Below are 25,014 nucleotides of genomic sequence, written 5' to 3' on the forward strand. Positions count from 1 at the left end.
GGGCAGGCGTCCTCAGACCCCCTTGGGATGCCAGACCGTCTTGGTCTCCAGGAACGGCGTCATCCGGGAGGTGCCGGGGTCGGCGGTCCAGTCCGGCTCCTCGGCGGGCGGGCGCACGACCCGCTTGATGCTCCCGGCGGCCAGCCGCTCGAGCTCCAGCGCCCGGTCGGCCGGGGCGCCGGTGAGGTCGATGGCGTCGACGTCGTCGTGCTCGGCCAGCCACGGGCCGATCTCCCCGGCGTCGCCGGTGAGCAGGTTGACCACCCCGCCCGGGACGTCGCTGGTGGCCAGCACCTCGCCGAGCGTCACCGCCGGCAGCGGCCGCCGGTGGGAGGTCACGACGACGGCGGTGTTGCCGCCGGCCAGCACCGGCGCCAGCACGCTGACCAGGCCGAGCAGCGAGGACCGCTGCGGCGCCAGCACCGCGACGACGCCGGTGGGCTCGGGCAGCGAGAAGTCGAAGAACGGCCCGGCGACCGGGTTCGCGCTGCCGAGGACGGCGGCCAGCTTGTCGGTCCACCCGGCGTACCAGACCCAGCGGTCGATGGCGGCGTCCACGACGGCCCGCGCCCGCCCCGAGGACACGCCCTCGCCGGCCGCCACCTCCTCGCAGAACTGCGCGTGCCGGCCCTCCATCACCTCGGCCACCCGGTAGAGCACCTGGCCGCGGTTGTAGGCGGTGGCGCGCGACCACTTCCCGAACGCGCCGCGGGCGGCGACGACGGCGTCGCGGGCGTCCTTGCGGGAGGCCCACGCGGCGTTGGCGAGGAACGCCCCCCGGGCGTCGGTCACCTCGTAGGTGCGGCCGGACTCCGAGCGGGGGAAGGCCCCGTTCACGTACAGCTTGTAGGTCTTGCGGACGGCGAGCCGGTCCGACATCAGTGCGAGGCCCCCTTCAGGTAGGCGGCCAGCCCGTGCCGGCCGCCCTCCCGGCCGTAGCCGGACTGCTTGTAGCCGCCGAAGGGCGACGTCGGGTCGAACTGGTTGAAGGTGTTGGCCCACACCACGCCGGCGCGCAGCCGGTCGGCGATCGCCAGGATCCGCGAGCCCTTCTCCGTCCAGATGCCGGCCGAGAGCCCGTAGGTGGTGTTGTTGGCCTTGGCGACCGCCTCGTCGGGCGTGCGGAAGGTCATCACGCTGAGCACCGGCCCGAACACCTCGTCGCGGGCGATCCGGTGCGCGGGGGAGACGCCGGTGAACACCGTCGGCGGGAACCAGAAGCCGCGGTCGGGCAGGTCGCAGGCCGGCTGCCAGCGGTGCGCGCCCTCGGCCTCGCCGACGTCGGACAGCTCCCGGATGCGGGCGAGCTGCTCGGCGGAGTTGATCGCGCCGATGTCGGTGTTCTTGTCCAGCGGGTCCCCCACGCGCAGCGTGCCGATCCGCCGCTGCAGCGAGGCGATCACCTCGTCGTGCACCGACTCCTGCACCAGCAGCCGCGAGCCCGCGCAGCAGACGTGGCCCTGGTTGAAGAAGATGCCGCGCACGATGCCCTCGACGGCCTGGTCGATCGGGGCGTCGTCGAAGACGATGTTCGCCGCCTTGCCGCCGAGCTCCAGCGTGAGCACCTTGCGGGTGCCGGCGACGGCGCGGGCGATCGAGCGGCCCACCTCGGTGGAGCCGGTGAAGGCGACCTTGTCGACGTCGTCGTGCTCGACCACCGCGCGGCCGGTGTCGCCGGCGCCGGTGACGACGTTGACCACGCCCGGGGGCAGGTCGGCCTGGCGGCACACCTCGGCGAACAGCAGCGCCGTCAGCGGGGTGGTCTCCGCGGGCTTGAGGACGACGGTGTTGCCGGTGGCCAGCGCCGGCGCGACCTTCCACGCCAGCATCAGCAGCGGGAAGTTCCACGGGATGACCTGGCCGGCCACGCCGTGCGGGCGCGGGTCGGGGCCGAGACCCGCGTGGGCCAGCTTGTCGGCCCAGCCCGCGTGGTAGAAGAAGTGCGCCGCGGCCAGGGGCACGTCGACGTCGCGGGACTCCCGGATCGGCTTGCCGTTGTCGAGCGACTCCAGGACGGCGAACTCCCGCGCCCGCTCCTGCAGGATCCGCGCGATCCGGAACAGGTACTTGCCGCGGTCGGCGGGGCGCATCGGCCCCCACACGCGGGTGAACGCCCGGCGCGCGGCCCGCACGGCGCGGTCGACGTCGGCCTCGGTGCCCACCGCGACCTCGCTGAGCACCTCCTCGGTGGCCGGGTTGACGGTCTTCATCGACTCGCCGGAGCCGTCGACGAACTCGCCGTCGACGAACAGGCCGTAGGAGGGCCGGACGTCGACGATCGAGCGCGACTCGGGTGCGGGGGCGTACTCGAACAGGGGGCCGGGCTGGGCGGGTGCAGTCATCAGTCGACGCTCACGTGGTCGGGGCCGGAGTAGTGGCCGGTGCGCAGCTTCTGCCGCTGCAGGAGCAGGTCGTTGAGGAGGCTGGAGGCGCCGAAGCGGAACCAGTCGGGGGACAGCCAGTCGGCGCCGACGGTCTCGTTGACCATCACCAGGTGCTTGACGGCGTCCTTGGTGGTGCGGATGCCGCCGGCGGGCTTGACGCCGACCTGGGTGCCGGTGGCGGCGCGGAAGTCGCGTACCGCCTCGAGCATCACCAGGCAGACCGGCAGCGTGGCCGCGGGTGAGATCTTGCCGGTGGAGGTCTTGATGAAGTCGCCGCCGGCGAGCATGGCCAGCCAGGAGGCGCGGCGGGCGTTGTCGAGGGTGACCAGCTCGCCGGTCTCGAGGATGACCTTGAGGTGGGCGCTGCCGCACGCCTCCTTGACGGCGACGATCTCCTCGAACACCTCGAGGTAGCGGCCGGCGAGGAACGCGCCGCGGTCGATGACCATGTCGATCTCGTCGGCGCCGTTCGCCACGGCGTCGCGGACGTCGGCGAGCTTCACCTCCCGGCTGGCCCGCCCGCTCGGGAACGCGGTGGCCACGGCGGCGACGTGGATGCCCGTGCCGGCCAGCGCCTCCCGCGCGACGCCGGCGAGGTCGCCGTAGACGCAGACGGCGGCCACCGGCGGGGCGGTGAGGTCGGTCGGGTCGGGGCGGCGGGCCTTCGCGGCGAGGCTGCGCACCTTGCCGGGGGTGTCGGCGCCCTCGAGCGTGGTGAGGTCGACCATCGAGATGGCGGTGTCGATCGCCCACGCCTTGGCGGTGGTCTTGATCGAGCGGGTGCCGAGCGTGGCGGCGCGCTGCTCGGCGCCGACCTGGTCGACGCCGGGCAGCCCGTGCAGGAAGGCGCGGAGGGCGGCGTCGGACCGGGTCACGTCGTCGAGCGCCGCTCCGGACCCGGGGGTGGGCCGGGTCCCGGCCGCGAGCGTCCCGGGGTCGAGCACGTGGGTCATGCGCCCATCCTCCCAGTGCGGCGGGCCGCCCCGGGACCGCGGTTCCCCCGTGCGGGGAGGGGTCCCCGTTCCGCGCCGTCGCCCCCTGGGCGCGACCGTTACGGTGGCGCCCGTGCAGCTGACCGTCGTCGACCACCCGCTCGCCCGGGCCCGGCTCTCGCGCATGCGCGACGAGCGGACCGACAACGCCGCCTTCCGGGCGGCGCTGCGGGAGCTGACCCAGATGCTGGTCTACGAGGCCACCCGTGACCTCGAGGTGGCCGAGGAGCCGATCACCACCCCGGTCACCGAGACCACCGGCTACCGGTTGGCGTCGCCGCCGCTGATCGTGCCGGTGCTGCGCGCGGGCCTCGGGATGGCCGACACCGCGCACGGGATGCTGCCCGAGTCGCAGATGGGCTTCGTGGGCCTGGCCCGCAACGAGCAGACCTTCCAGCCCGAGGCCTACATGGCCTCGCTGCCGGAGTCGCTGGTCGGCCGGCACGTGTTCGTCCTCGACCCGATGCTGGCCACCGGCGGTTCGCTGGTGCACTGCTGCACGCTGCTCACCGACCGCGGCGCCACCGAGATCACCGTGCTGTGCACGCTCGCCGCCCCGGCGGGCCTGGAGCGGCTGGAGCAGAGCGGGCTCCCGCTGCGGGTGTTCACCGCCAGCGTCGACGAGGGCCTCAACGACCAGGCCTACATCGTCCCCGGCCTCGGCGACGCCGGCGACCGCCAGTTCGGCGCCGTCTGACCATGCGGTTCGCCGTCCTGGGCACCGGTCACTGGGCCCGCACCGTCCACGCCGCGGCGATCGCGGCGCACCCCACCGCGGAGCTCGCCGGCATCTGGGGTCGCGACGCGGAGAAGGCCGCCGCCGTCGGCGCCGAGTTCGACGTCCCCGGCACCTCCGACCTCGCCGCGCTGCTCGAGCAGGTCGACGCCGTCGCCGTCGCCGTGCCGCCCGACGTCCAGGTGCCGCTGGCCGAGCAGGCCGCCGCCGCGGGCCGGCACCTGCTGCTGGAGAAGCCGATCGGGCTCACCACGGCCGACGCCGACCGGGTGGTGACCGCGGTCCGGTCCGCCGGCGTCGCCTCGGTCGTGTTCTTCACCTTCCGCTTCCAGGCCGCGACGACGACCTGGCTCGGGCAGGCCGCGCGCACCCGGCTCGCCGGCGGCGCCGCGTCGTGGCTGAGCGCCCTGGCCGGCAGCCCCTTCGACTCCGCCTGGCGCCGCGAGCACGGCGCGCTGTGGGACATCGGCCCGCACGCGCTGTCGCTGCTGGTGCCGGCACTGGGACCGGTGGCGTCGGTGCAGGCGGGCGCCGGCGCCGGGGACACGGTGCACCTGGTGCTGCAGCACGCGACGCCGGGCGTCGCCTCCACCGTCACGCTGTCGCACACCGTGGCGCCCCTGGCCACCGGCATCGAGTTCTCCGTGCACGGCGACGCCGGCCGGCTGGTGCTGCTGCCCGACACCGAGAGCGCCGTCGAGTCGCTGTCGGCGGCGGTCGACCAGCTGCAGGCCGCGGCGCTCACCGGCGGCGACCACCCGTGCGACGTCGGCTTCGGCCGCGACGTCGTCGTGGTGCTCGAGACTGCCGAGCGGGCGCTCGCGTCCGGCTGCCGGGAGCTCGTCCCGACCGCCTAGCGGCGCGCTTGCGGCGGAGGTGCAGCCGCGCCCAACCGCGGGCCAAGCGGCCGCCGCCATCGTCTCCCCCGACGACAGGGAGCCCCGGGCACCGGGGCCGGACAGGGGAGACACCTCCATGAGCGAGTACGCCCACGGCTACGGCCACCAGACCACGTACGGCAACGGCTACGGCGCCCGCCCGCCGGCGTACCAGGACCAGGGCAGCTGGTACGTCCGCCGCGGCCGGATCGACCGGCGCACCTACTGGCTGCACTACGCGCTGCCGCTGTGGGCGGCGAGCATCGCCGCGATCGTCGCGGACATCGCGCTCGGCCTGGCCTGGTACTCCACGAGCTACCAGTCCTACGGCTACGACTACTACAGCGCCGACGTCAGCTTCTCCGGCGGGCCGATCACGCTGCTGGTCTCGCTGGCGCTGTTCGCGCCGTCGGTCAGCGCGGCGGTCACCCGGCTGCACGACACCGGCCGCTCCGGCTGGTTCCTGCTGTGGGGCCTGGTGCCGATCGCCGGCCCGATCGTGCTGTTCGTGGTGGTCGGCTGCCTGCCCGGCGAGCCGGGTGCCAACCAGTACGGCGGCGCCGGCGGCGCCCGCCCGGCGCGGCGGGAGCCCCTGCTCGCGAACTGGTGAAACCGGTTGACCCCGTCGGCCAGCCTGGAGAGGTGCGACTCACCTTCTCCCGGCTGGCCGACCGGCGTCCGGTGGAGACCGTCGTCGAGCGGGACGACGGCGTGGTCTTCGCGATGCGCGGCGCCGGCGGGGGGTCGGACCTGCCGCACGACCTGGTGCACGCGCTGGTGGAGACCGAGCTCGGGATGGCCGACGGGATCTGGGGCTGCGTGGCCGACGGCGTCGTCTGGGGCAGCATGCGGCACGTGAGCGGCCGCCAGCCGCCGCACGCGGCCGAGCGCTCGGCGCGGCTCAAGCGGGAGCGGGCCGCGGCGATCCAGCGGGCCGAGGGGGTGGCCGACCTGGTGGCCCGCAGCGCCCGCGGCGCGCAGGTGCTGCCCGGCGAGGCCGCGGGCCTGGGCCTGCCGCCGGACCGGCTCGCCGCCGCGGCGGACGCGCTGGCCGACGCCGGGCGGCGCTGGCGCGCGCTGCCGGTGGGGGAGACCTGGACGCTGGACTGGCGCCCGCTGGTCAGCAGCCGAGGGCGTCCGCCAGCTCCTCCAGCGAGCCGACCGAGAGGTCGGCGGCGGGGTCGGTGACCGGCGGCACCGGGTCGCCGCCGAACTCGGCGGGCCGGTGCACGTACGCCGTGCGCAGGCCCCGCTCCCGGGCGGCCGCGAGGTCGTCGACGTGCGCGGCCACCAGGCACACCCGCGACGGCGGCAGCGCCAGGAACCGCGGCGCGGAGTCGTACACCTCCGGGTCGGGCTTGTAGCGGCCGACGACCTCCGCGCCGAGCACCGTGTCCCACGGCAGCCCGCCGTGCCGGGCGAGGTCCACCTGCAGCCGGACGCCGCCGTTGGACAGCGGCGCGAGCAGGTGCCGGCGGCGCAGCCGGGCGAGCCCGGGCACGGAGTCCGGCCACGGGTCGAGCCGGTGCCAGGCCAGCACGAGCTCGCCGGCCACGTCGTCGGCGACCGGGCCCCCACCCACCTCGGCGAGCGCGGCCGGCAGCGACTCCCGGTGCAGCGCGTCCAGCGGCACGAACGGCCGCCGGCCGGAGCGCACCTCCTCCATCGAGGGCTGGTAGCGCGCCCGCCAGGCGTCGGCGAAGGCCGCGGCGTCGACGTCCGGCCCGAGCAGCCGCGCCGCCTCGCGGGCGACGCCGGCGCGCCAGTCGACGACGGTGCCGAAGACGTCGAAGACCAGCGCGCCGGCGTCCACGGCTACAGCCCCAGCGCGTGCGCCATCTCGCCGCGCAGCTGGTCGAGCTCGTCCTCGCCGCGGCCGCGGGCGGCGATGATCCCGGCGTCGTCGTGCACCGGCACCACCGTCTCCAGGTAGGCCTTGAGCTTCGGCTCGGTGCCGCTGGGCCGCACGATCACGCGGACCCCGTCGCCGAGCAGCCGGACGGCGTCGACGGGCGGGTCCTCGGCCAGCAGGTCGGTCGCGGTGACCGGCCGGCCGAGCAGCCGCTGCGGCGGGTCCGCGCGCAGCCGCTCCATGGCGCCGGAGATGAGCGACAGGTCCTCGACCCGCACCGACAGCTGGCCGGTGGCGAACAGCCCGTGCTCGCGGGCCAGCTCGTCGAGCCGGTCGACCAGCGTGCGCCCGGTGGCCTTGAGCTCCGCGGCCAGCAGCGCGACGGCGAGGGCCGCGGAGATGCCGTCCTTGTCGCGGGCGACGTCGGGGGTGACCGCGTAGCCCAGCGCCTCCTCATAGCCGAACACCAGCGGCTCGGCGTCGGTGCCCGCCCGGATGATCCACTTGAACCCGGTCGGCGTCTCGGCGGACCGGACGCCGTGCGCCTGCGCCAGCGCGTGCATCAGCGAGCCGCTGACCAGCGAGGACGCGTACGTCCCCCGCACGCCGCGGCGCAGCAGCCAGTCGGCGAGCAGCGCCCCGACCTCGTCGCCGGTGAGCTGGCGGCCGTCGACCACCACCGAGCAGCGGTCGGCGTCGGGGTCCTCGGCGATGCCGACGGTGGCGCCCACGCGGGAGGACAGGTCCTGCAGCAGGTCGACCGCGCCGGGCTCCTCCGGGTTGGGGAAGGCGACGGTCGGGAACGCCGGGTCCGGCGCGTCCTGCTCGGGCACGCTCACCAGGGGCCCGAACCCGGCGGCGGCGAACACCGCGCGCGTGGTGGCCGCGCCGACGCCGTGCATCGCGGTGTAGGCCACCGTCAGGCCCTGCCGCACGATCGCCGGCACCTGCGCCGGGTCGAGCGCCAACACCACCGCGGCCACGTACCCGGCCTCCACCTCGTCGCCGAGGGTGGTCCAGCCGTCGGCGGTGGGCACCTCGCGGGCCGGCCCGACCGCGGCGATCGCGGCCTCGATCTCCCGGTCGGCCGGCGGCACGAGCTGGGCGCCGTCGGCGAGGTAGACCTTGTAGCCGTTGTCCTGCGGCGGGTTGTGGCTGGCGGTGACCATCACGCCGGCCACGCAGCCCAGGGAGCGGACCGCCGAGGACAGCACCGGGGTGGGCAGCGGCCGGGGCAGCACCGACACGGCGAACCCGGCGGCGGTGAGCACTGCGGCGGTGACCCGGGCGAACTCGTCGGAGCGGCGACGCGCGTCGAACCCGACGACGACGCCCCCGCCGGCGTGCCCGTTCGCCGTCAGCCAGGCGCCCAGCCCCGCGGCGGCCCGGGTGACGACGGCCGCGTTCATGCCGGCGGGCCCGGCGCGCAGCGGGCCGCGCAGCCCGGCGGTGCCGAAGGTCAGCGGCCCGGCGAAGCGGCGCTCGAGCTCGGCGTCGTCCCCGGCCGCGAGCAGGGACTCGATCTCGGCGCGGTCGCCGTCGTGCGGGTCGGCGGCCGCCCAGGCCTGCGCCTGCTCCAGCAGGGTCACGGCAGCCGGCCGATGAGCTCGACGAGGGTCCGGCCCAGCCGGCCCGCCGCGGCCCGGCCGGCCGCGAGCACCTCGGCGTGGTCGAGCTTCTCGCCGGTGATGCCGGCCGCGGCGTTGGTGACCATCGACAGCCCGAGCACCTCCGCCCCGGCGGCGCGCGCGGCGATCGCCTCCAGCCCGGTGGACATGCCGACGAGGTCGGCGCCGAGCGTGCGCAGCATGCGGATCTCGGCCGGCGTCTCGTAGTGCGGGCCGGGCAGCTGGGCGTACACGCCCTCGGTGAGCTCGGGGTCGATCTCGCGGGCCAGCGCGCGCAGGCGGGAGGAGTAGAGGTCGGTGAGGTCGACGAAGTCGGCGCCGACCAGCGGCGAGCGGGCGGTCAGGTTGAGGTGGTCGCTGATCAGCACGGCCTGGCCCACCCGGTGCTGCGGGTCCAGCCCGCCGGCGGCGTTGGTCAGCACGACCGTGCGCACACCGGCCGCGGCCGCGGTGCGCACGCCGTGCACGACCGGCTCGACGCCGCGGCCCTCGTAGAGGTGGGTGCGGCCGAGGAACAGCAGCACCCGCCGCTCGCCGGCGCGCACCGAGCGCACCTCGCCGCCGTGGCCGACCGCCGTCGGCGCGGCGAAGCCGGGCAGGTCGCCGATGCGGACGGTGGCCGCCGGCTCGCCGAAGGCGTCGGCCGCCGGGGCCCAGCCCGAGCCCATGACGACGGCGACGTCGTGGCCGCCGCCCAGGGCGTCGGTCAGCGCGGTCGCGGCGGTGGCGGCCAGGGCCGCGGGGTCGGAGGTGCTCTCGCTCACCGGGCGACGCTAACCCAGCCCGCCGGGGCGGTCGCGGGCTCCGGGGCGGCGCACCCGCCCCATCCGTCCCGCGGAGGGCGTGTCGCCGACGGGCCGGGGGAGGCGTCCGCACCATGGCCGCGTGCAGACCTCGCAGATCGACGGCGTGCCGGTCTTCTCCGCCCCCGGGCCGCGGCGCACCACGCTCGTGCTGGTGTTCGGCGTCGGCGTCCAGGACGAGACCTACCAGACCCGGGAGCTCACCCATCTGGTCGAGCACCTGGTCATGGGGTCGCTGCCCAAGCGCAACATCCAGTGCAACGCGACGACGACGGTCGACACCACGTCCTTCTACGCGACCGGCCGTCCCGAGGCGGTCCGCGAGTTCGTCGAGGGCGTGTGCGCGGCGGTGTCGGACCTGTCGCTGCAGCGGGCCGACGCCGAGATCGGCGTGCTGCAGGCCGAGGACTGCTCGAGCTCCGGCGGCGGGCTGGTCGAGAGCCTGTGGGCGGCCCGGTACGGCCTGACCGGCCCGGGCGTCGCGTTCGCCGGCGGGCCCGGCCCGCAGTTCCTGCCCGACGAGGTGATCCGCGCGCACGCGGCGGCGTGGTTCGTCCGCGGCAACGCGGCCCTGGTCTGCCACGGCGAGCTGCCCGAGGGCCTGCGCCTGCCGCTGCCCGACCGGCCGGCCCCGCCGCACCGCCCCGCGCTGCCCCGCCACCAGGCCGCCCCCGCGTGGACCAAGTCGTGGACGCCGGGCGTCGGGCTGCAGCTGTCGGCCACCGGCCCCTGGGACCCGGCGCTGCGCGTGGCCGCCGACGTGCTGCGCGAGCGGGTGCAGGACGTCGCCCGCACCGAGCGCGGCCTGAGCTACTCCGCCGAGGTCGTGACCCACGACGTCGCCCCCGACCGCCGCGAGGTCGCCGTCGTCGTCGACGCCCGGGAGGGCCAGGAGGGCGCGGTCGCCGAGATCCTCTGGACGCAGTTCCAGGACCTCTGCCGCACCGGCCCGGGCGCGGCGGAGCTGGCGCACGCCCGCGAGGGCCTGGAGGAGGCGCTCGACGCCGCGGACGAGGACGAGCTCGTCCGCTCCGACCTCATGGACGCCGCCGTCTCGGCCGTCACCGGCATCCCGGCGCTGCCGCTGGCCGCGTGGATGGAGGCGTGCACCGCGGTGACCGCGCCGGAGGCGCAGGCGGCGCTCGAGCGGGTGCGCCGCAGCGCGCTGCTGCAGGTGCCCGAGTGGTCGGACTTCGCCGGCCTGCCGGGTCTGCAGCGCTGGCTGATCTGCGGCCTGACCCGCGAGGCGGTGCCCGGCCGCACCATCCGGCCGTCGCTCGCCCAGCGGGTGCTCGGCCGCGCCGGCAACCGCGCGATCGTCCTGGGCGACCAGGGCATCGCCCACCGCGACCCCGACGGCGACGTGCACGCCATCGCCTGGTCGCAGGTGGAGAACGTCTTCCCGATCCTCGACGACGGCGGCGTCGTGGTCGTCGGCGGCAACATGTGCCTGGTGCCGGTGGAGAGGGCGGTCTTCGGGCAGCGCGCCGTCGACCAGGTCAGCGCGCGGCTCCGCGAGGTCGTGCACCCGCAGCGCTGGTCGGCGCCGCGGCCGGGGACCGTCGTCCCCGTCGCCTGACACCGGGCGGCCGGTCACCCGGGGCACGCCGGGCGGTCACCCGGCGGCCACCGGCGCGTCACCGGGGGCGGCTTGGGTCGGCGGGACCCCTCCGCCGGACCCCGAGGACCCCCGTGACGCGCTCGTCCCTCCGCCTGCTCCGCACCGCCGCCCCGCTGGCGCTGCTCGCCCTCGCCGCCACGGCCGCGCCGGCCGCCGCCGCGCCCGCCCAGCCCGCGCCGGTGTTCGCCGAGCTGGCCACCTTCGACGTCGCCGGCGAGGTGGCCGAGATCCTCTCGGTCACCCCCGACGGCCGCACCGTGCTCTACACCGACTCCGCGACCGGCCAGGTCGGCGTGGTCGACCTGAGCCGCCCCGAGCAGCCCCGCCAGGCCGGCGCCGTCGACGTCGGCGGGGAGCCCACCTCGGTGGCCGTCACCCGCGACGGCCGCTTCGCGCTCGCCGTCGTCGACGACACCGACGGTGCGTTCACCGCCCCGTCGGGCCGCCTCGTCGTCATCGACCTGCGCACCCTCGCCGTCGTCACCGAGCGGCCGCTCGGCGGCCAGCCGGACTCCATCGGGCTGAGCCCCGACGGCCGCTACGCCGCGATCGCGATCGAGAACCAGCGCGACGAGGAGCTCGAGGTCGGCGGCGTCGAGGGCGGGCTGCCGCAGCCGCCGGCCGGCTTCCTGTCGGTCGTGGAGCTGCAGGGCCAGCCGGCCCGCTGGACGGTCGACCGGGTGGAGCTCGCGGGCCTGCCCGGCCTGGCCTTCCCGGCGGACCCGGAGCCGGAGTACGTCGACGTCAGCCAGCGGGACGTGGCCGCGGTGACGCTGCAGGAGAACAACGCCGTCGCGCTGGTCGACCTGCGGCAGCGGCGGGTGGTCGGCTCCTTCTCGGCCGGCACGGTGTCGCAGCAGGCCGACACCGCCGACGACGGCACGGTCGCCTTCGACGACGCCTTCACCGCCCCGCGCGAGCCCGACGCCGTGCAGTGGACGCCGGACGGGAACCTGCTGACCGCCGACGAGGGCGACCTCGCCGCGGAGCCCAGCGGCGGCCGCGGCTGGACGGTGTTCTCGCCGTCGGGCGCGGTCGTGTCCTCGTCGGGCACCTCGGCCGAGCAGGCCCTGGCCGACGCCGGGCGGTACCCGGACGGGCGCAGCGACGACAAGGGCGCGGAGTTCGAGGGCGCTGAGGTGGCCGGCATCCGCGGCACGACGTACGCCTTCGTCGGCTCCGAGCGCGGCGACGCCGTCCTCGTGTACGACCTGGGCGACGAGCGCCGGCCGCGGCTGCTGCAGGTGCTGCCGACCGGCGACGCCCCCGAGGGCCTGCTCGCCGTGCCGAACCGGCAGCTGTTCCTCACCAGCAACGAGGACGACGGCACGATCTCGGTGTTCGGCCTGACCCGCTGACCCACCCGTCCCAGCCGTCCCCGGCCGCGTGTCGGCCGGGGACGGCGGGACGCCGGGCCCCGACGATGGCCGTGTGCAGCGGACGGTGGTCGACGGGGTGCCCGTGTTCAGCGCGGGCGGACGGGAGCGGACCACCGCCGCGCTGGTGTTCGGCGTGGGCCTGCGCGACGAGACCTTCGCGACCATCGAGGTCACCCACCTCGTCGAGCACCTGGCCATGGCCGCGCTGCCCCGCACGCACCTGCGCTGCAACGCCGTCACCGACGTCGACAGCACCTCCTTCTTCGCCACCGGCCGCCCGGAGGCGGTGCGCGCCTTCCTCGAGGCCGTGTGCCGGGCGCTGGCCGACCTGCCCACCGACCGGATCGCCGCCGAGGCCGGCGTGCTCCAGGCGGAGGGCTGCGGCTCGGCGTCCACGACGGTCAGCGCCCTGTGGGCCGCCCGTTACGGGCTGACCGGCCCCGGGCTCACCGTCTCCGCGGGGCCGGGGCCGGAGTACCTCGACGAGGACACCGTCCGCGCGCACGCCGCCCGCTGGTTCGTCCGCGGCAACGCCGCGCTGTGGTGCCACGGCCCGCTGCCGGCCGGGCTCCGGCTGCCGCTGCCCGAGGGGCCGCGTCCGGTGCGGCGCCTGCCTGCGCCCCGCCCGCAGGACGGGCCGGTGTGGACCCGCACCGACGTCCCCGGCGTCGGGCTGCTGCTGGCCACCGACCGGCCCGCCGACGCCGCGCTGGCGGTGGGCGTGCAGGTGGCGGGGGAGCGGCTGCGCGAGCGCGCGCGGCACGGCCGCGGCCTGTCCTACGCCGTCGACTCGCTCACCCTCGACCTCGCGCCCGACCGCCGGGAGGTCGCCCTCGTGGTCGACGCCCGCTCCGGCCGCGACGCCGAGGTCGCCGACCTGCTATGGGCCACCTTCGCGGAGCTGTGCGCCGACGGCCCGTCCGACGCCGAGGTCGCGCACGCCGTCGCGGGGCTCGAGGCCGAGCTCGACGAGGAGGACGCCGCCGGCGCCGAGCTCGCCGACGCCGCCTACTGCGCCGCCACGGGGCTGCCGTTCCGCACGGCCGCGCAGACGCTCGCCACCTGGCGCGCGGTGACGCCGGCCGCCGTGCGGGAGGCGCTGCGCCGCGCCGAGCCGACCGCCGTCCTTGCCGTGCCCGACACCGTCGCCTGGGAGGGGCCGGCCGGGGTGCCCCGCCGGCCGCTGTGCGGGACGCTGCCGGAGCTGCCCATGGGCACCCTGTTCCGCCCGCCGTGGCACCGACGGCTGCTCGACCCGGCGGCGCGGGTGGCGCTGGTCCTCTCCGACGAGGGCCTGGCCCACCGCGACGCCGACGGCGACGTGCACGGGATCCCGTGGTCGCGGGTGGAGGCGCTGGTCCCCACCGCCGACGGCCGCGGCGTGACCGTGGTCGGCCGGGACCTGTGCTGCGTGCTCGTCCACCCCGACCTCTACGGCCGCCGCGCGCTCGCCGCCGTGGTCGAGCGGGTGCCCGCGGCGCTGCTGCGGCTGCCCGAGGCGGCGGGCGCGGAGCTGGTCCCCGTCCCGTAGCCCGCGCCGTTCGGGGGGTGCACGGGGCCGGTCGTCCCTATCCTCATCGCGTGCAGATCCCCTTCTCCTCTTCCGAGCGCGCCAGCCTGGGCGTCGAGTGGGAGCTGCAGCTCGTCGACCGCGGGACCCGCGAGCTCACCGCCGGCGCGAACGAGATCCTCGAGGAGCTCCGCCCCGACGGCGCCGAGGAGCACCCCAAGGCCAAGCACGAGCTGCTGCAGTCGACCGTCGAGGTCATCACCGGCGTCTGCACCACCGTGGAGGAGGCCCTCGCCGACCTCGCCGGCACCGTCGCCGAGGTCGCCGCGGCCGCCGACCGCCGCGGGCTGGGCCTGATGTGCGCCGGCACGCACCCGTTCACCGACTGGCAGACCCAGCTCATCTCGCCGAAGGAGCGCTACCTGCAGCTCGTCGAGCGGATGCAGTGGCTCGCCCGCCGGCTGCAGATCTTCGGCGTCCACGTGCACGTCGGCGTCCGCTCGCCGGACAAGGCGATGCCGATCGTCAACGCGCTCACCCAGTACGTGCCGCACTTCCTGGCGCTGTCGGCGTCCTCGCCGTTCTGGGTCGGTTGCGACACCGGCCTCGCCTCGGCGCGCAGCAAGGTGTTCGAGGGCATGCCCACCGCGGGGCTGCCCACCCAGCTGCCGGACTGGGCCGGCTTCGAGACCTACATGGAGACGCTCATCTCCACCGGGTCGATCGAGAGCGTCCGCGAGGTGTGGTGGGACATCCGCCCGCACCCCGGCTTCGGCACCGTGGAGCTGCGCATCTGCGACGGGCTGCCCACGCTCGAGGAGATCGGGGTGGTGGCGGCGCTGTCGCAGTGCCTGGTCGAGCAGTTCGACAGCCAGCTCGACCGCGGCTACACGCTGCCGACCCCGCCGAGCTGGGTGCTCCGGGAGAACAAGTGGCGGGCTGCCCGCTGGGGCCTGGACGCCGACGTCGTCGTTGACGAGAAGGGCACCGTGCGGCCGGTCCGGCAGGCGCTGCTCGACCTCGCCGAGGACCTCGAGCCGACCGCCCGCCGGCTCGGCTGCGAGGCCGAGCTCGCCGGCGTCGAGCGGGTGCTCGCGGTGGGCGCCTCCTACCAGCGGCAGCGGGCCGCGGCGCTCGCCGCCGACGGCGACCTGCGCGCCGTCGTCGACCTGCTGCTGGCCGAGCGCGAGAACGGGCTGCCCACCTCGGGCCCCGCCACCGACGGCCCCGCCACCGACGGCCCCGTCCCCGGCCCGGCGGCGTGCGCCGGCGGGCACGCCGCATGACCCGCGGACCCGAGGAGCTCGCCGCCGGACTCGACGCCTGGGTGGCCGGGCGCGCCGACTCGCTGGTCGGCGTCCGCCGCCACCTGCACATGCACCCCGAGCTCGCCTTCGCCGAGGTCGAGACGACGGCGTTCCTGGAGCAGCGGCTCACCGAGGCCGGCCTCGCCCCGCGGCGGCTGCCCACCGGCACCGGTCTCGTCGTCGAGGTCGGGTCGGGGCCGCCCACGGTGGTGCTGCGCGCCGACATCGACGCGCTGCCGCTGGCCGACCTCAAGGACGTGCCGTACGCCTCCACCCGCGAGGGCATGTGCCACGCCTGCGGGCACGACGTGCACACCACCGCCGTCCTCGGCGCGGCCCTGGCCCTGGCCGACCTCGACGATCTCCCCGGCACGGTGCGCTGCGTGTTCCAGCCCGCCGAGGAGACCGTGCCCGGCGGCGCGACGCACGTGGTCGCGGCCGGGGCGCTCGAGGGCGCCTCGCGGGCGTTCGCGCTGCACTGCGACCCCGCGATCCCCGTGGGCACGGTGGGCCTGCGGACCGGCTCGATCACCGCGGCCTGCGACCGGGTCGACGTCACCCTGACCGGCCCCGGCGGGCACACCGCCCGGCCGCAGCTGACCGTCGACCTCGTCGACGCGCTCGGCCGGCTGATCACCGACCTGCCCGGGCTGCTGTCCCGCCAGGTCGACCCGCGGGCCGGGTTCTCGCTGGTGTGGGGCGCGGTGAACGCCGGCGTCGCGGCCAACGCCATCCCGCAGCGCGGCACGCTGCGCGGCACCGTGCGGGTGCTCGACCGCGACGAGTGGAAGGGCGCCGAGGCGCTGCTGCGCCGCCTGGTCGAGCAGGTCGCCGCGCCCACCGGCGCGCAGGTCGACGTCGACTACGTGCCCGGGGTGCCGCCGGTGGTCAACGATCCCCGCGCGGTCGCGCTGCTGCGGGCCGCGGCGCTGCAGACCGTCGGCGCGGAGAACCTGCGCCAGTCGCCGCAGAGCATGGGCGGCGAGGACTTCGGCTGGTACGCCGACGTGCTGCCGATCGCCCTCGCCCGGCTCGGCACGCACGGCGGCGGGGCGCCGCTGGACCTGCACCGCGGCACCTTCGACGTCGACGAGCGGGCGATCGGGGTGGGCGTGCGGCTGCTCGTGCGCACCGCGCTGCAGGCCCTCACGGCCGACGCCGGCACGTCGGGCCCGTCGGCCGGGGCGCCGCCCGCGGCCCACCCCGCGCGTCCGCGGTCGGGGGAGCGCCGGTAGAACCTTCCTCGACTGGGAGGAGTTCACCGATGAGCGCCACCGAGACAGTGACGCCCGGCGAGGACGAGGTCCCCGCCGAGCACGCGGTCCCCGACGAGCTGTCCCTCGCCGGCGGCTTCGCCCCCGCCGACCGCGGCGCCTGGCGCGAGCTCGTCGCCGGCGTCCTGCGCAAGGCCGGCCGCGAGGAGCTGCCCGACCCGGTCGAGGACGCGCTGCGCCGCACGGTGGCCACCGGCGTGCAGGTCGCGCCGCTCTACGACGCCGACGACGCCGGCGACCTCCCGACGGCGGTCGGCGTGCCCGGCCTGCCCCCGTTCGTCCGCGGCGCCCGCGCGGGGTCGCACCCGGACAGCGGGGTGCCCGCCGGCTGGGACGTCCGGCAGCGGCACGCACACCCCGACGTCGCCACGACCCGCGAGGCGATCGCGGCGGACCTGGAGAACGGCGTCACCTCGCTGTGGCTGCAGCTCGGCGAGGGCGCGGTGCCCGTGGACGCCCTCGGCGACGCGCTCGCCGACGTCTACCTCGACCTCGCGCCGGTCGCCGTCTCCGGCGGGGCGCCGGCCGCCGAGGCGCTGCTGGCGCTGGTCGGCGACCGCACCGACCTCGCGCCCGGCGGCTCGCTCGGCCTCGACCCGCTCGGCGTGCACGCCGCCTCGGGGCAGGAGCAGGACCTCACCGGCCTGGCCGCCCTCGCCCGCCGCGCGCCCGCCGGCTGGCGCACCGTCGTCGTCGACGCCACCGTCTTCGCCGACGCCGGGGCCACCGCGGTCGAGGAGCTCGGCTGCTCGCTGGCCGCGGGCGTCGCCTACCTGCGGGCGCTCACCGACGGCGGGCTGCCGGTCGACGAGGCGTTCGGCGCCCTGGAGTTCCGCTACTCCGCGTCGGCCGACCAGTTCACGACCATCGCCGCGCTGCGCGCCGCCCGCCGGCTGTGGGACCGGGTCGGCGAGGTGAGCGGCGCGTCGGAGGGCGCCCGGGCGCAGCGCCAGCACGCGGTGACGTCGTCGGTGATGACGACGCGGCGCGACCCGTGGGTGAACATGCTGCGCACCACGGTCGCCTGCTTCGCCGCGGGCGTGGGCGGCGCCGACGTCGTCACCGTGCAGCCCTTCGACGCCGCGCTCGGCCTGCCCGACGCGTTCTCCCGGCGGATCGCGCGCAACACCCAGAGCCTCCTGGTGGAGGAGGGGCACCTCGCGCGCGTGCTCGACCCGGCCGGCGGCTCCTGGTACGTCGAGTCGCTCACCGAGGACCTCGCGCAGGCCGCCTGGGCCTGGTTCACCGAGATCGAGCGGGCGGGTGGGCTGGCCGCGGCGCTGGACTCCGGCCTGGTGCGCGACCGGCTGGCCGCCGCCTGGGACGCCCGCGCGACGCGGCTGGCGACTCGCGCCGACGCGATCACCGGCGTCAGCGAGTTCCCCAACCTGGCGGAGGAGCTGCCCCGGCGGCAGCCCGCGGCCGACCTGCACCCCACCGGCGGGCTGCCCCGGGTGCGCGCGGCGCAGGAGTACGAGGAGCTGCGCGACCGCGCCGACGCCGCGCCGTCCCGCCCGCGGGTGTACCTGGCCACGCTCGGCCCGATCGCCCGGCACACCGCCCGGGCCACCTTCGCGGCCAACCTGTTCCAGGCCGGCGGCGTCGAGACCCCGGCGGCCGACGGCGCCTCGGGGCTGGCCGGGTCCGGGACGACCGTGGCCTGCATCTGCGGCACCGACGCCGACTACGCGGAGTCCGCCGCGGCGCTGGCCGCCGAGCTCCGGGCCGCCGGCGCGACGTCGGTCTGGCTGGCGGGGAAGCCCTCGCTCGCGGTGGACGGCGTCGACGGGTACGTGTACGCCGGGTGTGACGCGCTGGCCGCCCTGCGGACGGTCCACGAGCAGCTGGGAGTCACGGCATGAGCGGCATCCCCGACTTCAGTGGCGTCGAGCTGGGCCGCCCGGCGGCGCCGGCCGGCGCCGACGACTGGGCCAAGGCGTTCGAGGAGGCGACCGGGCGCGGCGTGGCGGAGGCGAGCTGGGAGACCCCCGAGGGCATCGCCGTCCCGCCGCTGGCCACCCCGGCCGACCTCGCCGGGCTGGACTTCCTCCGCACCTACCCCGGCCTGCCGCCCTACCTGCGCGGGCCCTACCCGACGATGTACACGACCCAGCCGTGGACGGTCCGCCAGTACGCGGGCTTCTCCACCGCGGCGGAGTCCAACGCGTTCTACCGCCGCAACCTCGCCGCCGGGCAGAAGGGCCTGTCGGTCGCGTTCGACCTGCCCACCCACCGGGGCTACGACTCCGACCACCCGCGCGTGGTCGGCGACGTCGGCATGGCCGGGGTGGCGATCGACTCGATCCTGGACATGCGGCAGCTGTTCGACGGCATCCCGCTGGACCGGATGAGCGTCTCGATGACGATGAACGGCGCCGTCCTGCCCGTCCTGGCGCTCTACGTCCTCGCCGCCGAGGAGCAGGGGGTGGCGCCGGACCAGCTCACGGGGACCATCCAGAACGACATCCTCAAGGAGTTCATGGTCCGCAACACCTACATCTACCCGCCGAAGCCGTCGATGCAGATCATCAGCGACATCTTCGCCTTCACGTCGGCGGAGATGCCCCGCTTCAACTCGATCTCCATCTCCGGCTACCACATCCAGGAGGCCGGGGCGACGGCCGACCTGGAGCTGGCCTACACCCTCGCCGACGGCGTCGAGTACCTGAGCGCCGGCAAGGCCGCGGGCCTGGACATCGACGCGTTCGCGCCGCGGTTGAGCTTCTTCTGGGCCATCGGCATGAACTTCTTCATGGAGGTCGCCAAGCTCCGCGCCGGCCGGCTGCTGTGGGCGCGGCTGGCGAAGGAGGCCGGCGCGCGGAAGGACAAGTCGCTGTCGCTGCGCACCCACTCGCAGACGTCGGGCTGGTCGCTGACCGCGCAGGACGTCTACAACAACGTCGTCCGCACCTGCCTGGAGGCCATGGCCGCCACCCAGGGGCACACCCAGTCGCTGCACACCAACGCCCTCGACGAGGCGCTGGCGCTGCCCACCGACTTCTCCGCGCGGATCGCCCGCAACACCCAGCTGCTGCTGCAGCAGGAGTCGGGGACGACGCGGGTCATCGACCCGTGGGGCGGCTCGGCGTACGTGGAGAAGCTGACCTACGACCTGGCCCGGCGCGCCTGGGCGCACATCCAGGAGGTCGCCGAGCACGGCGGCATGGCCCAGGCCATCGACGACGGCATCCCGAAGCTGCGCATCGAGGAGGCCGCCGCCCGCACCCAGGCGCGCATCGACTCCGGCCGGCAGCCGGTCATCGGCGTCAACAAGTACCGGGTCGAGGCCGACGAGGCGATCGAGGTGCTGCGCGTCGACAACGCCGACGTGCTCGCCCAGCAGAAGGCCAAGCTCGCGGAGCTGCGCGCCTCCCGGGACGACTCGGCGGTGGCCGACGCGCTGCGCCGGCTCACCGACGCCGCCCGCGCCGCCGCCGAGGGACGACGGGGCCGCGACCTCGGCGACAACCTGCTCAAGCTGGCCGTCGACGCCGCGCGGGCCAAGGCGACGGTCGGGGAGATCTCCGACGCGCTCGAGGAGGTCCACGGGCGGCACGCCGGCCAGGTGCGCACCATCTCCGGTGTGTACCGCGACGAGGCCGGCAGCTCGGGCCCGGTGGAGGAGACCCGCCGGATGACCGGGGCGTTCGCCGACGCCGAGGGGCGCCGCCCCCGCATCCTGGTCGCCAAGATGGGCCAGGACGGCCACGACCGCGGGCAGAAGGTCATCGCCACCGCGTTCGCCGACCTCGGCTTCGACGTCGACGTCGGCCCGCTGTTCCAGACGCCGGAGGAGGTCGCGCGGCAGGCGGTCGAGGCCGACGTGCACGTCGTCGGCGTCTCGTCGCTGGCCGCCGGGCACCTGACGCTGGTGCCGGCGCTGCGCGACGCGCTGGCCGAGCTCGGGGCCGACGACGTCCTGGTCGTGGTCGGCGGTGTCATCCCGCCCGACGACGTCCCGCGGCTGCGGGAGATGGGCGCGGCCGCGGTGTTCCCGCCGGGCACGGTCATCGCCGAGGCGGCGCAGGAGCTGCTGCGGACGCTGTCGCAGCGACTCGGACACGGCTGAGCGGACGGGGGAGTGAGCATCGCAGCGAGCGCCAGCGAGCGAGGAGCGGAGCGACCCGCGGGAGCGAACGACTAGTGGCGCCGGCACCCGACGTCCCCGCGCTGGTCAAGGGGGTGCTCGGCGGCGACCGCCGGTCGCTGGCGCGGGCGATCACGCTGGTCGAGTCGCGCCGCGCCGACCACCGCGAGCGGGCGCAGGAGCTGCTGGTCGAGCTGCTGCCGCACGCCGGCAAGGCGCGGCGGGTGGGCATCTCCGGGGTGCCGGGGGTGGGGAAGTCGACGTTCATCGACCAGCTCGGCGTCGACCTCACCGCGGCCGGCTCCCGGGTGGCGGTGCTGGCGGTCGACCCGTCGTCGGCGCGGTCGGGCGGGTCGATCCTCGGCGACAAGACCCGCATGGCCCGCCTCGCCGTCGACCGCAACGCCTTCATCCGGCCCGCGCCGACCGCCGGGACGCTCGGCGGGGTCGCGCAGGCGACGCGGGAGTCGATGGTCGTCGTCGAGGCGGCCGGCTACGACGTCGTGCTGGTGGAGACCGTCGGCGTCGGGCAGTCCGAGGTCACCGTCGCGGAGATGGTCGACTCGTTCCTCTTCCTCACGCTGGCCCGCACCGGCGACCAGCTGCAGGGCATCAAGCGCGGCATCCTGGAGATCGCCGACGTCATCGCGGTGAACAAGGCCGACGGGCCCGCCGCCGGCGACGCCCGGAAGGCCGCCCGCGAGCTGGCCGGGGCGATCCGGATGCTGCGCGGGCACTCCGAGTGGGACGTGCCGGTGCTGACCTGCGCCGGGCTGACCGGCGAGGGGCTCGCCGAGGTGTGGGCGAAGCTGGTCGAGCACCAGGACCGCGCGAAGGCATCGGGTGCCTTCGACGAGCGGCGCCGGGCGCAGCAGGTGCGCTGGACCTGGCAGATGGTGCGCGACGGGCTGGAGCACCGGCTGCGCGCGCACCCGGCGGTGCGGGCGCAGACACCGGGGCTGGAGGAGGCGGTGCTGGCCGGCGAGCTCACCCCCGCACTGGCCGCACGCCGGCTCCTGGAGACCTTCCTCGGCGATCCGGACGCCTGACCGGCCCCACGTCCGGGCCGCCCTGCGGACCGTCCTCTCCGGACCCGTCCGTCACACCCGGCGCGCGCGTGACCGGGTGCGGGCGGGTCGCCCAGGCGCCGCCCGCCCGCGCCCCTAGCGTCGCCGTCGGCCGGGGAGTCCCCGGCCGGGACGGGGGAGACGGTGCGTTCGGTGGGCAACGCGGGACCGGCGGCCGACGGCGGCCGGCTGCGGGCGCTCGACGGGCTGCGGTTCGTGGCGGCCGCCGCGGTCGTGGCCTTCCACTTCACCGGACGGGACAACCCGGGGTGGGGCGGCAGCGTCCGCGAGGTCTTCCCGACGCTGAGCCGGCTGACCGTCTACGGCGGCTTCGGCCCCTACCTGTTCTTCATGATCAGCGGCTTCGTCGTGCTGATGAGCGCCTGGGGCCGGTCGGTCCCCTCGTTCGTCGCCTCCCGCGTGGGGCGCCTGTACCCGGCCTACTGGGTCGCGGTCGTGCTCACGGCGCTGGTGCTGTGGGTGGCCCCGGTCGTGCCCAAGTGGCAGGAGCTGGGCCTCCCGGGCATCGCGCTCAACCTCACGATGGTGCAGTCGGCGTTCGGCGTCGGCCACGTCGACGGCGTCTTCTGGACGCTGTGGGTGGAGCTGAAGTTCTACGTCCTGCTCGCGCTGCTGGGCCTCGCCGGGATCACCCGCGCCCGGCTGCTGCTGCTGTGCCTGCTGTGGCCGGTCCTCGGCGCGATGGCCGCCCAGTCGGGCAGCACGCTCGTCGCCGCGCTGCTCGAGCCGACCTACGCCCCGTTCTTCTGCATCGGGATGCTGCTGTTCCTCGTCCGCCGCTACGGCCTCGACCTGCCGACCGGCCTGCTCCTGGGGCTCAACGTGCTCGGCGCGCTGTGGGTCTGCCGGGCGCACTACGTCCCGTGGTCGGTGGCGGTCGCCGGGGCGGGCGTCTCGATGCGGGCGCTCACCGTGCTGCTGTTCCTGTGCATCGGCGCGCTCGTGGCCGCCACGCTGACCCCGCTCGCCCGGCTCGACTGGCGGTGGCTCACGACGGCCGGCGCGCTGACCTACCCGCTCTACCTGGTGCACGAGGTGCCCGGCTGGGCGCTCATCCAGCAGCTCGCGCCGGTCCTGCCCGCGTACGTCGTGCTCGCCGTCGTCACGGCCGCGGCGCTCGTGGTGGCCTGGGGCGTGCACCGGCTGGTCGAGCGCCCACTGGGCCCGCGGCTGCGCCGCGCCGTCGAGCGCGACCTCGCCCGGCTGGCCGACCGCGCGCCCGCGACCGCCGGTGCTCCCACCGCGGCCGCACCGGCCCGGCCGCGGCCCACCGAGCTGCCGCCCGTGCCGCCGGCGCCCCGCTGCGCGTCGTCGGCCGGGCACGCGTCGTCGGCCGGGCGCGGCGCCGTGCGGGGGGCGCGCGTCCCGACCGCCTGACCCGGACGGGGAGGGTCAGAACGCGGAGCGGCACTCCCGGGCGCGGAGCTCGGCGAGGTAGTCGGCCGGGGCGCCCGCGGCCTCGGCGGCGTCGGCGATCGCGCCCAGGTGCCGGGCCGAGGGCAGCCCGCCCTCGAAGGCGTCCAGCGCGTAGACGTAGGCGACGACGTCGCCGCCCAGGGTGTGCACCCGCAGGTTCAGCTTGCGGTAGAGGCCGCGGTCGGCGCCCTCCCACGCGTCGAGCTCGCGCTCGTCGGCGGGGGTGAGGTCGTAGAGCGCGACGAAGACGCCGGGCGCCTCGCGGTCCTCGGCGGGGACGAGGGTGGCCAGGGCGCCCTCCCAGCCGTACTCCTCGCCGCCGAAGGCCAGCCGCCAGCCGCGGATCCACCCGGTGCCGACGTGGGGGGAGGACGGGCAGCGGCGCAGCATCTGCTCGGGGTCCATGTTGGACCCGTACGCGGCATAGAGACCCATCGCCGCCCGAGCCTACGGGCGGTGTGGCCAGTCCGACCGGGGAGGCGGCCGACACGGACGGCCCCGGCTGGGAGGATGGGGTCGCACTGCCCGCTTCCGACGCAGGAGATCCCGCATGACCCGCATCGTCATCATCGGCGGCGGCCCGGCCGGCTACGAGGCCGCGCTGGTGGCCGCCTCGCTCGGCGCGCAGGTCACCGTCGTCGAACGCGACGGCCTCGGCGGGGCCAGCGTGCTCACCGACTGCGTGCCGTCGAAGACGCTGATCGCCGCCGCCGGCACGATGACGTCGGTCCGCGAGGCGTCGGTCCTGGGCCTGCGGGGCAGCGACCTGGCCACCGTCGGTCTCGACCTCGCCGCCGTCAACGCCCGCGTGAAGGGCCTGGCCGTCGCGCAGTCCGCCGACATCCACGCCCGCCTCGAGGGCGAGGGCGTGCGCCTGGTCTCCGGGCAGGGCCGGCTGGCCGACGAGGCCCGCGGCCTGATCGAGCACCGCGTCGAGGTCGTCGGCGCCGACGGTTCGGTGCGCGAGACCCTGGAGTGCGACGTCGTCCTCATCGCCACCGGCGCCGACCCGCGCGTGCTGCCCGGCAGCGAGCCCGACGGCGAGCGGATCCTCGACTGGCGCCAGCTCTACGACCTCCCCGAGCTGCCCGAGCACCTCGTCGTCGTCGGCTCCGGCGTCACCGGCGCGGAGTTCGCCTCGGGCTACCTCGAGGCGGGCGTGCCGGTCACCCTCGTCTCCTCCCGCGACCAGGTGCTGCCCGGCGAGGACGCCGACGCCGCCGACGTCATCGCCGAGGTGTTCGAGGCCCGCGGCGGGCAGATCGCCCGGCGCGGCCGGGCGGCGAGCGTCACCCGCACCGAGAAGGGCGTGCTCGTGGAGCTCACCGACGGGCGCACCGTCGAGGGCTCGCACGCGCTGATGACCGTCGGGACGGTGCCCAACACCGCCGGGGTCAACCTGGAGGCGTGCGGCGTCGAGCTGCGCGAGTCCGGCCACGTCGTCGTCGACCGGGTGTCGCGCACCAACGTGCCCGGCATCTACGCCGCCGGCGACGTCACCGGCGTCTTCCAGCTCGCCAGCGTCGCGGCCATGCAGGGCCGCATCGCCATGTGGCACGCGCTCGGCGAGGCGGTGCAGCCGATCCGCCTCAAGACCGTGTCGGCCAACGTCTTCACCCACCCGGAGATCGCCACCGTCGGCGTCCAGGAGAAGACGCTGCCCGAGGGCCACGACCTCGACGTCGTGCGCCTGCCGCTGGCCACCAACGCGCGCGCCAAGATGAGCGACCTGCACGCCGGGTTCGTGAAGCTGTTCGCCCGCAAGGCCACCGGCGTCGTCGTCGGCGGCGTGGTCGTGTCGCCCGGCGCCAGCGAGCTGGTCCTGCCGATCGCGCTCGCCGTCACCAAGGGCCTGACCGTCAGCGACCTGGCGCAGACCTTCGCCATCTACCCGTCGCTGTCGGGCTCGATCACCGAGGCCGGCCGGCGGCTCATGGGGGCCGACGCGCTGGCGTGACCGGTGTGACGCCCGGGGCTCGCGGGGCGGGGCGTCCGGGACCGGTGTGACGGACGGGTCCCCGATGGTGCGGCTGGGACGCCGGACCGCCGATGCCGGGAG

At 76.3% G+C, this 25,014-nt stretch carries 21 protein-coding genes; 14 read left to right on the forward strand and 7 right to left on the reverse strand.

The window, feature by feature from the left end; genetic code table 11:
* Positions 1 to 12: 12 nt before the first annotated feature.
* Genes BUE37_RS16740 through deoC form a run of 3 tightly spaced genes read right to left on the reverse strand, consistent with a single transcriptional unit; the run spans position 13 to position 3,337 of the window.
* Positions 13 to 879, reverse strand: a complete 867-nt coding sequence (locus tag BUE37_RS16740; RefSeq protein ID WP_073421485.1) for an aldehyde dehydrogenase family protein — start codon at positions 877 to 879, stop codon at positions 13 to 15.
* Positions 879 to 2,342 carry an aldehyde dehydrogenase family protein gene (locus BUE37_RS16745; RefSeq protein ID WP_217651287.1) on the reverse strand — a complete coding sequence of 488 codons (1,464 nt, stop codon included), beginning with the start codon at positions 2,340 to 2,342 and terminating at the stop codon, positions 879 to 881. The genes BUE37_RS16740 and BUE37_RS16745 overlap by 1 nt, the downstream gene beginning before the upstream one ends.
* A complete protein-coding gene (gene deoC / locus BUE37_RS16750) occupies positions 2,342 to 3,337 on the reverse strand; it encodes a deoxyribose-phosphate aldolase (RefSeq protein ID WP_073421486.1) in 996 nt (331 codons plus the stop codon). Before deoC ends, BUE37_RS16745 begins: the two co-directional genes overlap by 1 nt.
* A gap of 112 nt (positions 3,338 to 3,449) precedes the next feature.
* Here deoC and upp point away from each other — a divergent pair, with 112 nt between their 5' ends.
* The 4 genes from upp (at position 3,450) to BUE37_RS16770 (ending at position 6,178) form a co-directional block, all read left to right on the forward strand.
* Positions 3,450 to 4,073, forward strand: coding sequence for a uracil phosphoribosyltransferase (upp, locus tag BUE37_RS16755; RefSeq protein WP_073421961.1), 624 nt, complete (start codon positions 3,450 to 3,452; stop codon positions 4,071 to 4,073).
* 2 nt (positions 4,074 to 4,075) lie between these two features.
* The gene (locus BUE37_RS16760) at positions 4,076 to 4,969 is read left to right on the forward strand and encodes a Gfo/Idh/MocA family protein (RefSeq protein ID WP_073421487.1); all 894 of its coding nucleotides are present in this window, start codon (positions 4,076 to 4,078) and stop codon (positions 4,967 to 4,969) included.
* 118 nt (positions 4,970 to 5,087) lie between these two features.
* On the forward strand, positions 5,088 to 5,600 hold the full coding sequence (locus BUE37_RS16765; protein ID WP_083628790.1) for a DUF805 domain-containing protein: 513 nt from the start codon (positions 5,088 to 5,090) through the stop codon (positions 5,598 to 5,600).
* 32 nt (positions 5,601 to 5,632) lie between these two features.
* Positions 5,633 to 6,178 carry a hypothetical protein gene (locus tag BUE37_RS16770; RefSeq protein WP_073421488.1) on the forward strand — a complete coding sequence of 182 codons (546 nt, stop codon included), beginning with the start codon at positions 5,633 to 5,635 and terminating at the stop codon, positions 6,176 to 6,178.
* Here the strand turns inward: BUE37_RS16770 and BUE37_RS16775 are convergent.
* The 3 genes from BUE37_RS16775 to BUE37_RS16785 are packed head-to-tail and all read right to left on the reverse strand — an operon-like array spanning position 6,111 to position 9,234.
* Positions 6,111 to 6,803, reverse strand: coding sequence for a haloacid dehalogenase type II (locus BUE37_RS16775; protein WP_073421489.1), 693 nt, complete (start codon positions 6,801 to 6,803; stop codon positions 6,111 to 6,113). The two genes, BUE37_RS16770 and BUE37_RS16775, sit on opposite strands and share 68 nt — an antisense overlap.
* A gap of 2 nt (positions 6,804 to 6,805) precedes the next feature.
* Entirely contained in the window at positions 6,806 to 8,431 is a 1,626-nt protein-coding gene (locus tag BUE37_RS16780) for a phospho-sugar mutase (RefSeq protein WP_073421490.1), read from the reverse strand.
* The gene (locus BUE37_RS16785) at positions 8,428 to 9,234 is read right to left on the reverse strand and encodes a purine-nucleoside phosphorylase (protein ID WP_073421491.1); all 807 of its coding nucleotides are present in this window, start codon (positions 9,232 to 9,234) and stop codon (positions 8,428 to 8,430) included. Before BUE37_RS16785 ends, BUE37_RS16780 begins: the two co-directional genes overlap by 4 nt.
* Before the next feature lie 121 nt (positions 9,235 to 9,355).
* Here BUE37_RS16785 and BUE37_RS16790 point away from each other — a divergent pair, with 121 nt between their 5' ends.
* From BUE37_RS16790 to BUE37_RS16830, 9 genes are all read left to right on the forward strand, one after another.
* Positions 9,356 to 10,852, forward strand: a complete 1,497-nt coding sequence (locus BUE37_RS16790) for a peptidase M16 family protein (protein WP_073421492.1) — start codon at positions 9,356 to 9,358, stop codon at positions 10,850 to 10,852.
* A 113-nt stretch (positions 10,853 to 10,965) separates the two neighbouring features.
* Positions 10,966 to 12,252 (forward strand): hypothetical protein, encoded by a 1,287-nt coding sequence (locus BUE37_RS16795; protein ID WP_073421493.1) that lies wholly within the window; start codon positions 10,966 to 10,968, stop codon positions 12,250 to 12,252.
* Positions 12,253 to 12,325: 73 nt separating this feature from the next.
* Positions 12,326 to 13,804: a peptidase M16 family protein gene (locus BUE37_RS16800; RefSeq protein WP_073421494.1), complete on the forward strand. Its 1,479-nt coding sequence runs from the start codon at positions 12,326 to 12,328 to the stop codon at positions 13,802 to 13,804.
* A 50-nt stretch (positions 13,805 to 13,854) separates the two neighbouring features.
* Positions 13,855 to 15,069 (forward strand): glutamate--cysteine ligase, encoded by a 1,215-nt coding sequence (locus BUE37_RS16805; protein WP_073421495.1) that lies wholly within the window; start codon positions 13,855 to 13,857, stop codon positions 15,067 to 15,069.
* Positions 15,066 to 16,325 carry an amidohydrolase gene (locus BUE37_RS16810; RefSeq protein ID WP_073421963.1) on the forward strand — a complete coding sequence of 420 codons (1,260 nt, stop codon included), beginning with the start codon at positions 15,066 to 15,068 and terminating at the stop codon, positions 16,323 to 16,325. The genes BUE37_RS16805 and BUE37_RS16810 overlap by 4 nt, the downstream gene beginning before the upstream one ends.
* A 29-nt stretch (positions 16,326 to 16,354) precedes the next feature.
* Entirely contained in the window at positions 16,355 to 18,226 is a 1,872-nt protein-coding gene (locus tag BUE37_RS16815) for a methylmalonyl-CoA mutase family protein (protein ID WP_073421496.1), read from the forward strand.
* Positions 18,223 to 20,433: a methylmalonyl-CoA mutase gene (gene scpA / locus BUE37_RS16820; protein ID WP_073421497.1), complete on the forward strand. Its 2,211-nt coding sequence runs from the start codon at positions 18,223 to 18,225 to the stop codon at positions 20,431 to 20,433. Before BUE37_RS16815 ends, scpA begins: the two co-directional genes overlap by 4 nt.
* Before the next feature lie 74 nt (positions 20,434 to 20,507).
* Entirely contained in the window at positions 20,508 to 21,500 is a 993-nt protein-coding gene (gene meaB / locus BUE37_RS16825) for a methylmalonyl Co-A mutase-associated GTPase MeaB (RefSeq protein WP_073421498.1), read from the forward strand.
* Between the two features lie 171 nt (positions 21,501 to 21,671).
* Complete coding sequence (locus BUE37_RS16830; RefSeq protein ID WP_073421499.1) at positions 21,672 to 22,916, forward strand: acyltransferase family protein; 1,245 nt, start codon at positions 21,672 to 21,674, stop codon at positions 22,914 to 22,916.
* A 15-nt stretch (positions 22,917 to 22,931) separates the two neighbouring features.
* On the opposite strand, the gene BUE37_RS16835 is transcribed toward BUE37_RS16830, so the two are convergent.
* Positions 22,932 to 23,390, reverse strand: a complete 459-nt coding sequence (locus BUE37_RS16835) for a gamma-glutamylcyclotransferase family protein (RefSeq protein ID WP_073421500.1) — start codon at positions 23,388 to 23,390, stop codon at positions 22,932 to 22,934.
* 115 nt (positions 23,391 to 23,505) lie between these two features.
* Between BUE37_RS16835 and BUE37_RS16840 the strand changes: the two genes are divergently transcribed.
* Positions 23,506 to 24,912, forward strand: coding sequence for an NAD(P)H-quinone dehydrogenase (locus BUE37_RS16840; protein WP_073421501.1), 1,407 nt, complete (start codon positions 23,506 to 23,508; stop codon positions 24,910 to 24,912).
* Positions 24,913 to 25,014: the final 102 nt, after the last annotated feature.

This window comes from Geodermatophilus nigrescens, from assembly GCF_900129495.1.
Lineage (GTDB): Bacteria > Actinomycetota > Actinomycetes > Mycobacteriales > Geodermatophilaceae > Geodermatophilus > Geodermatophilus nigrescens.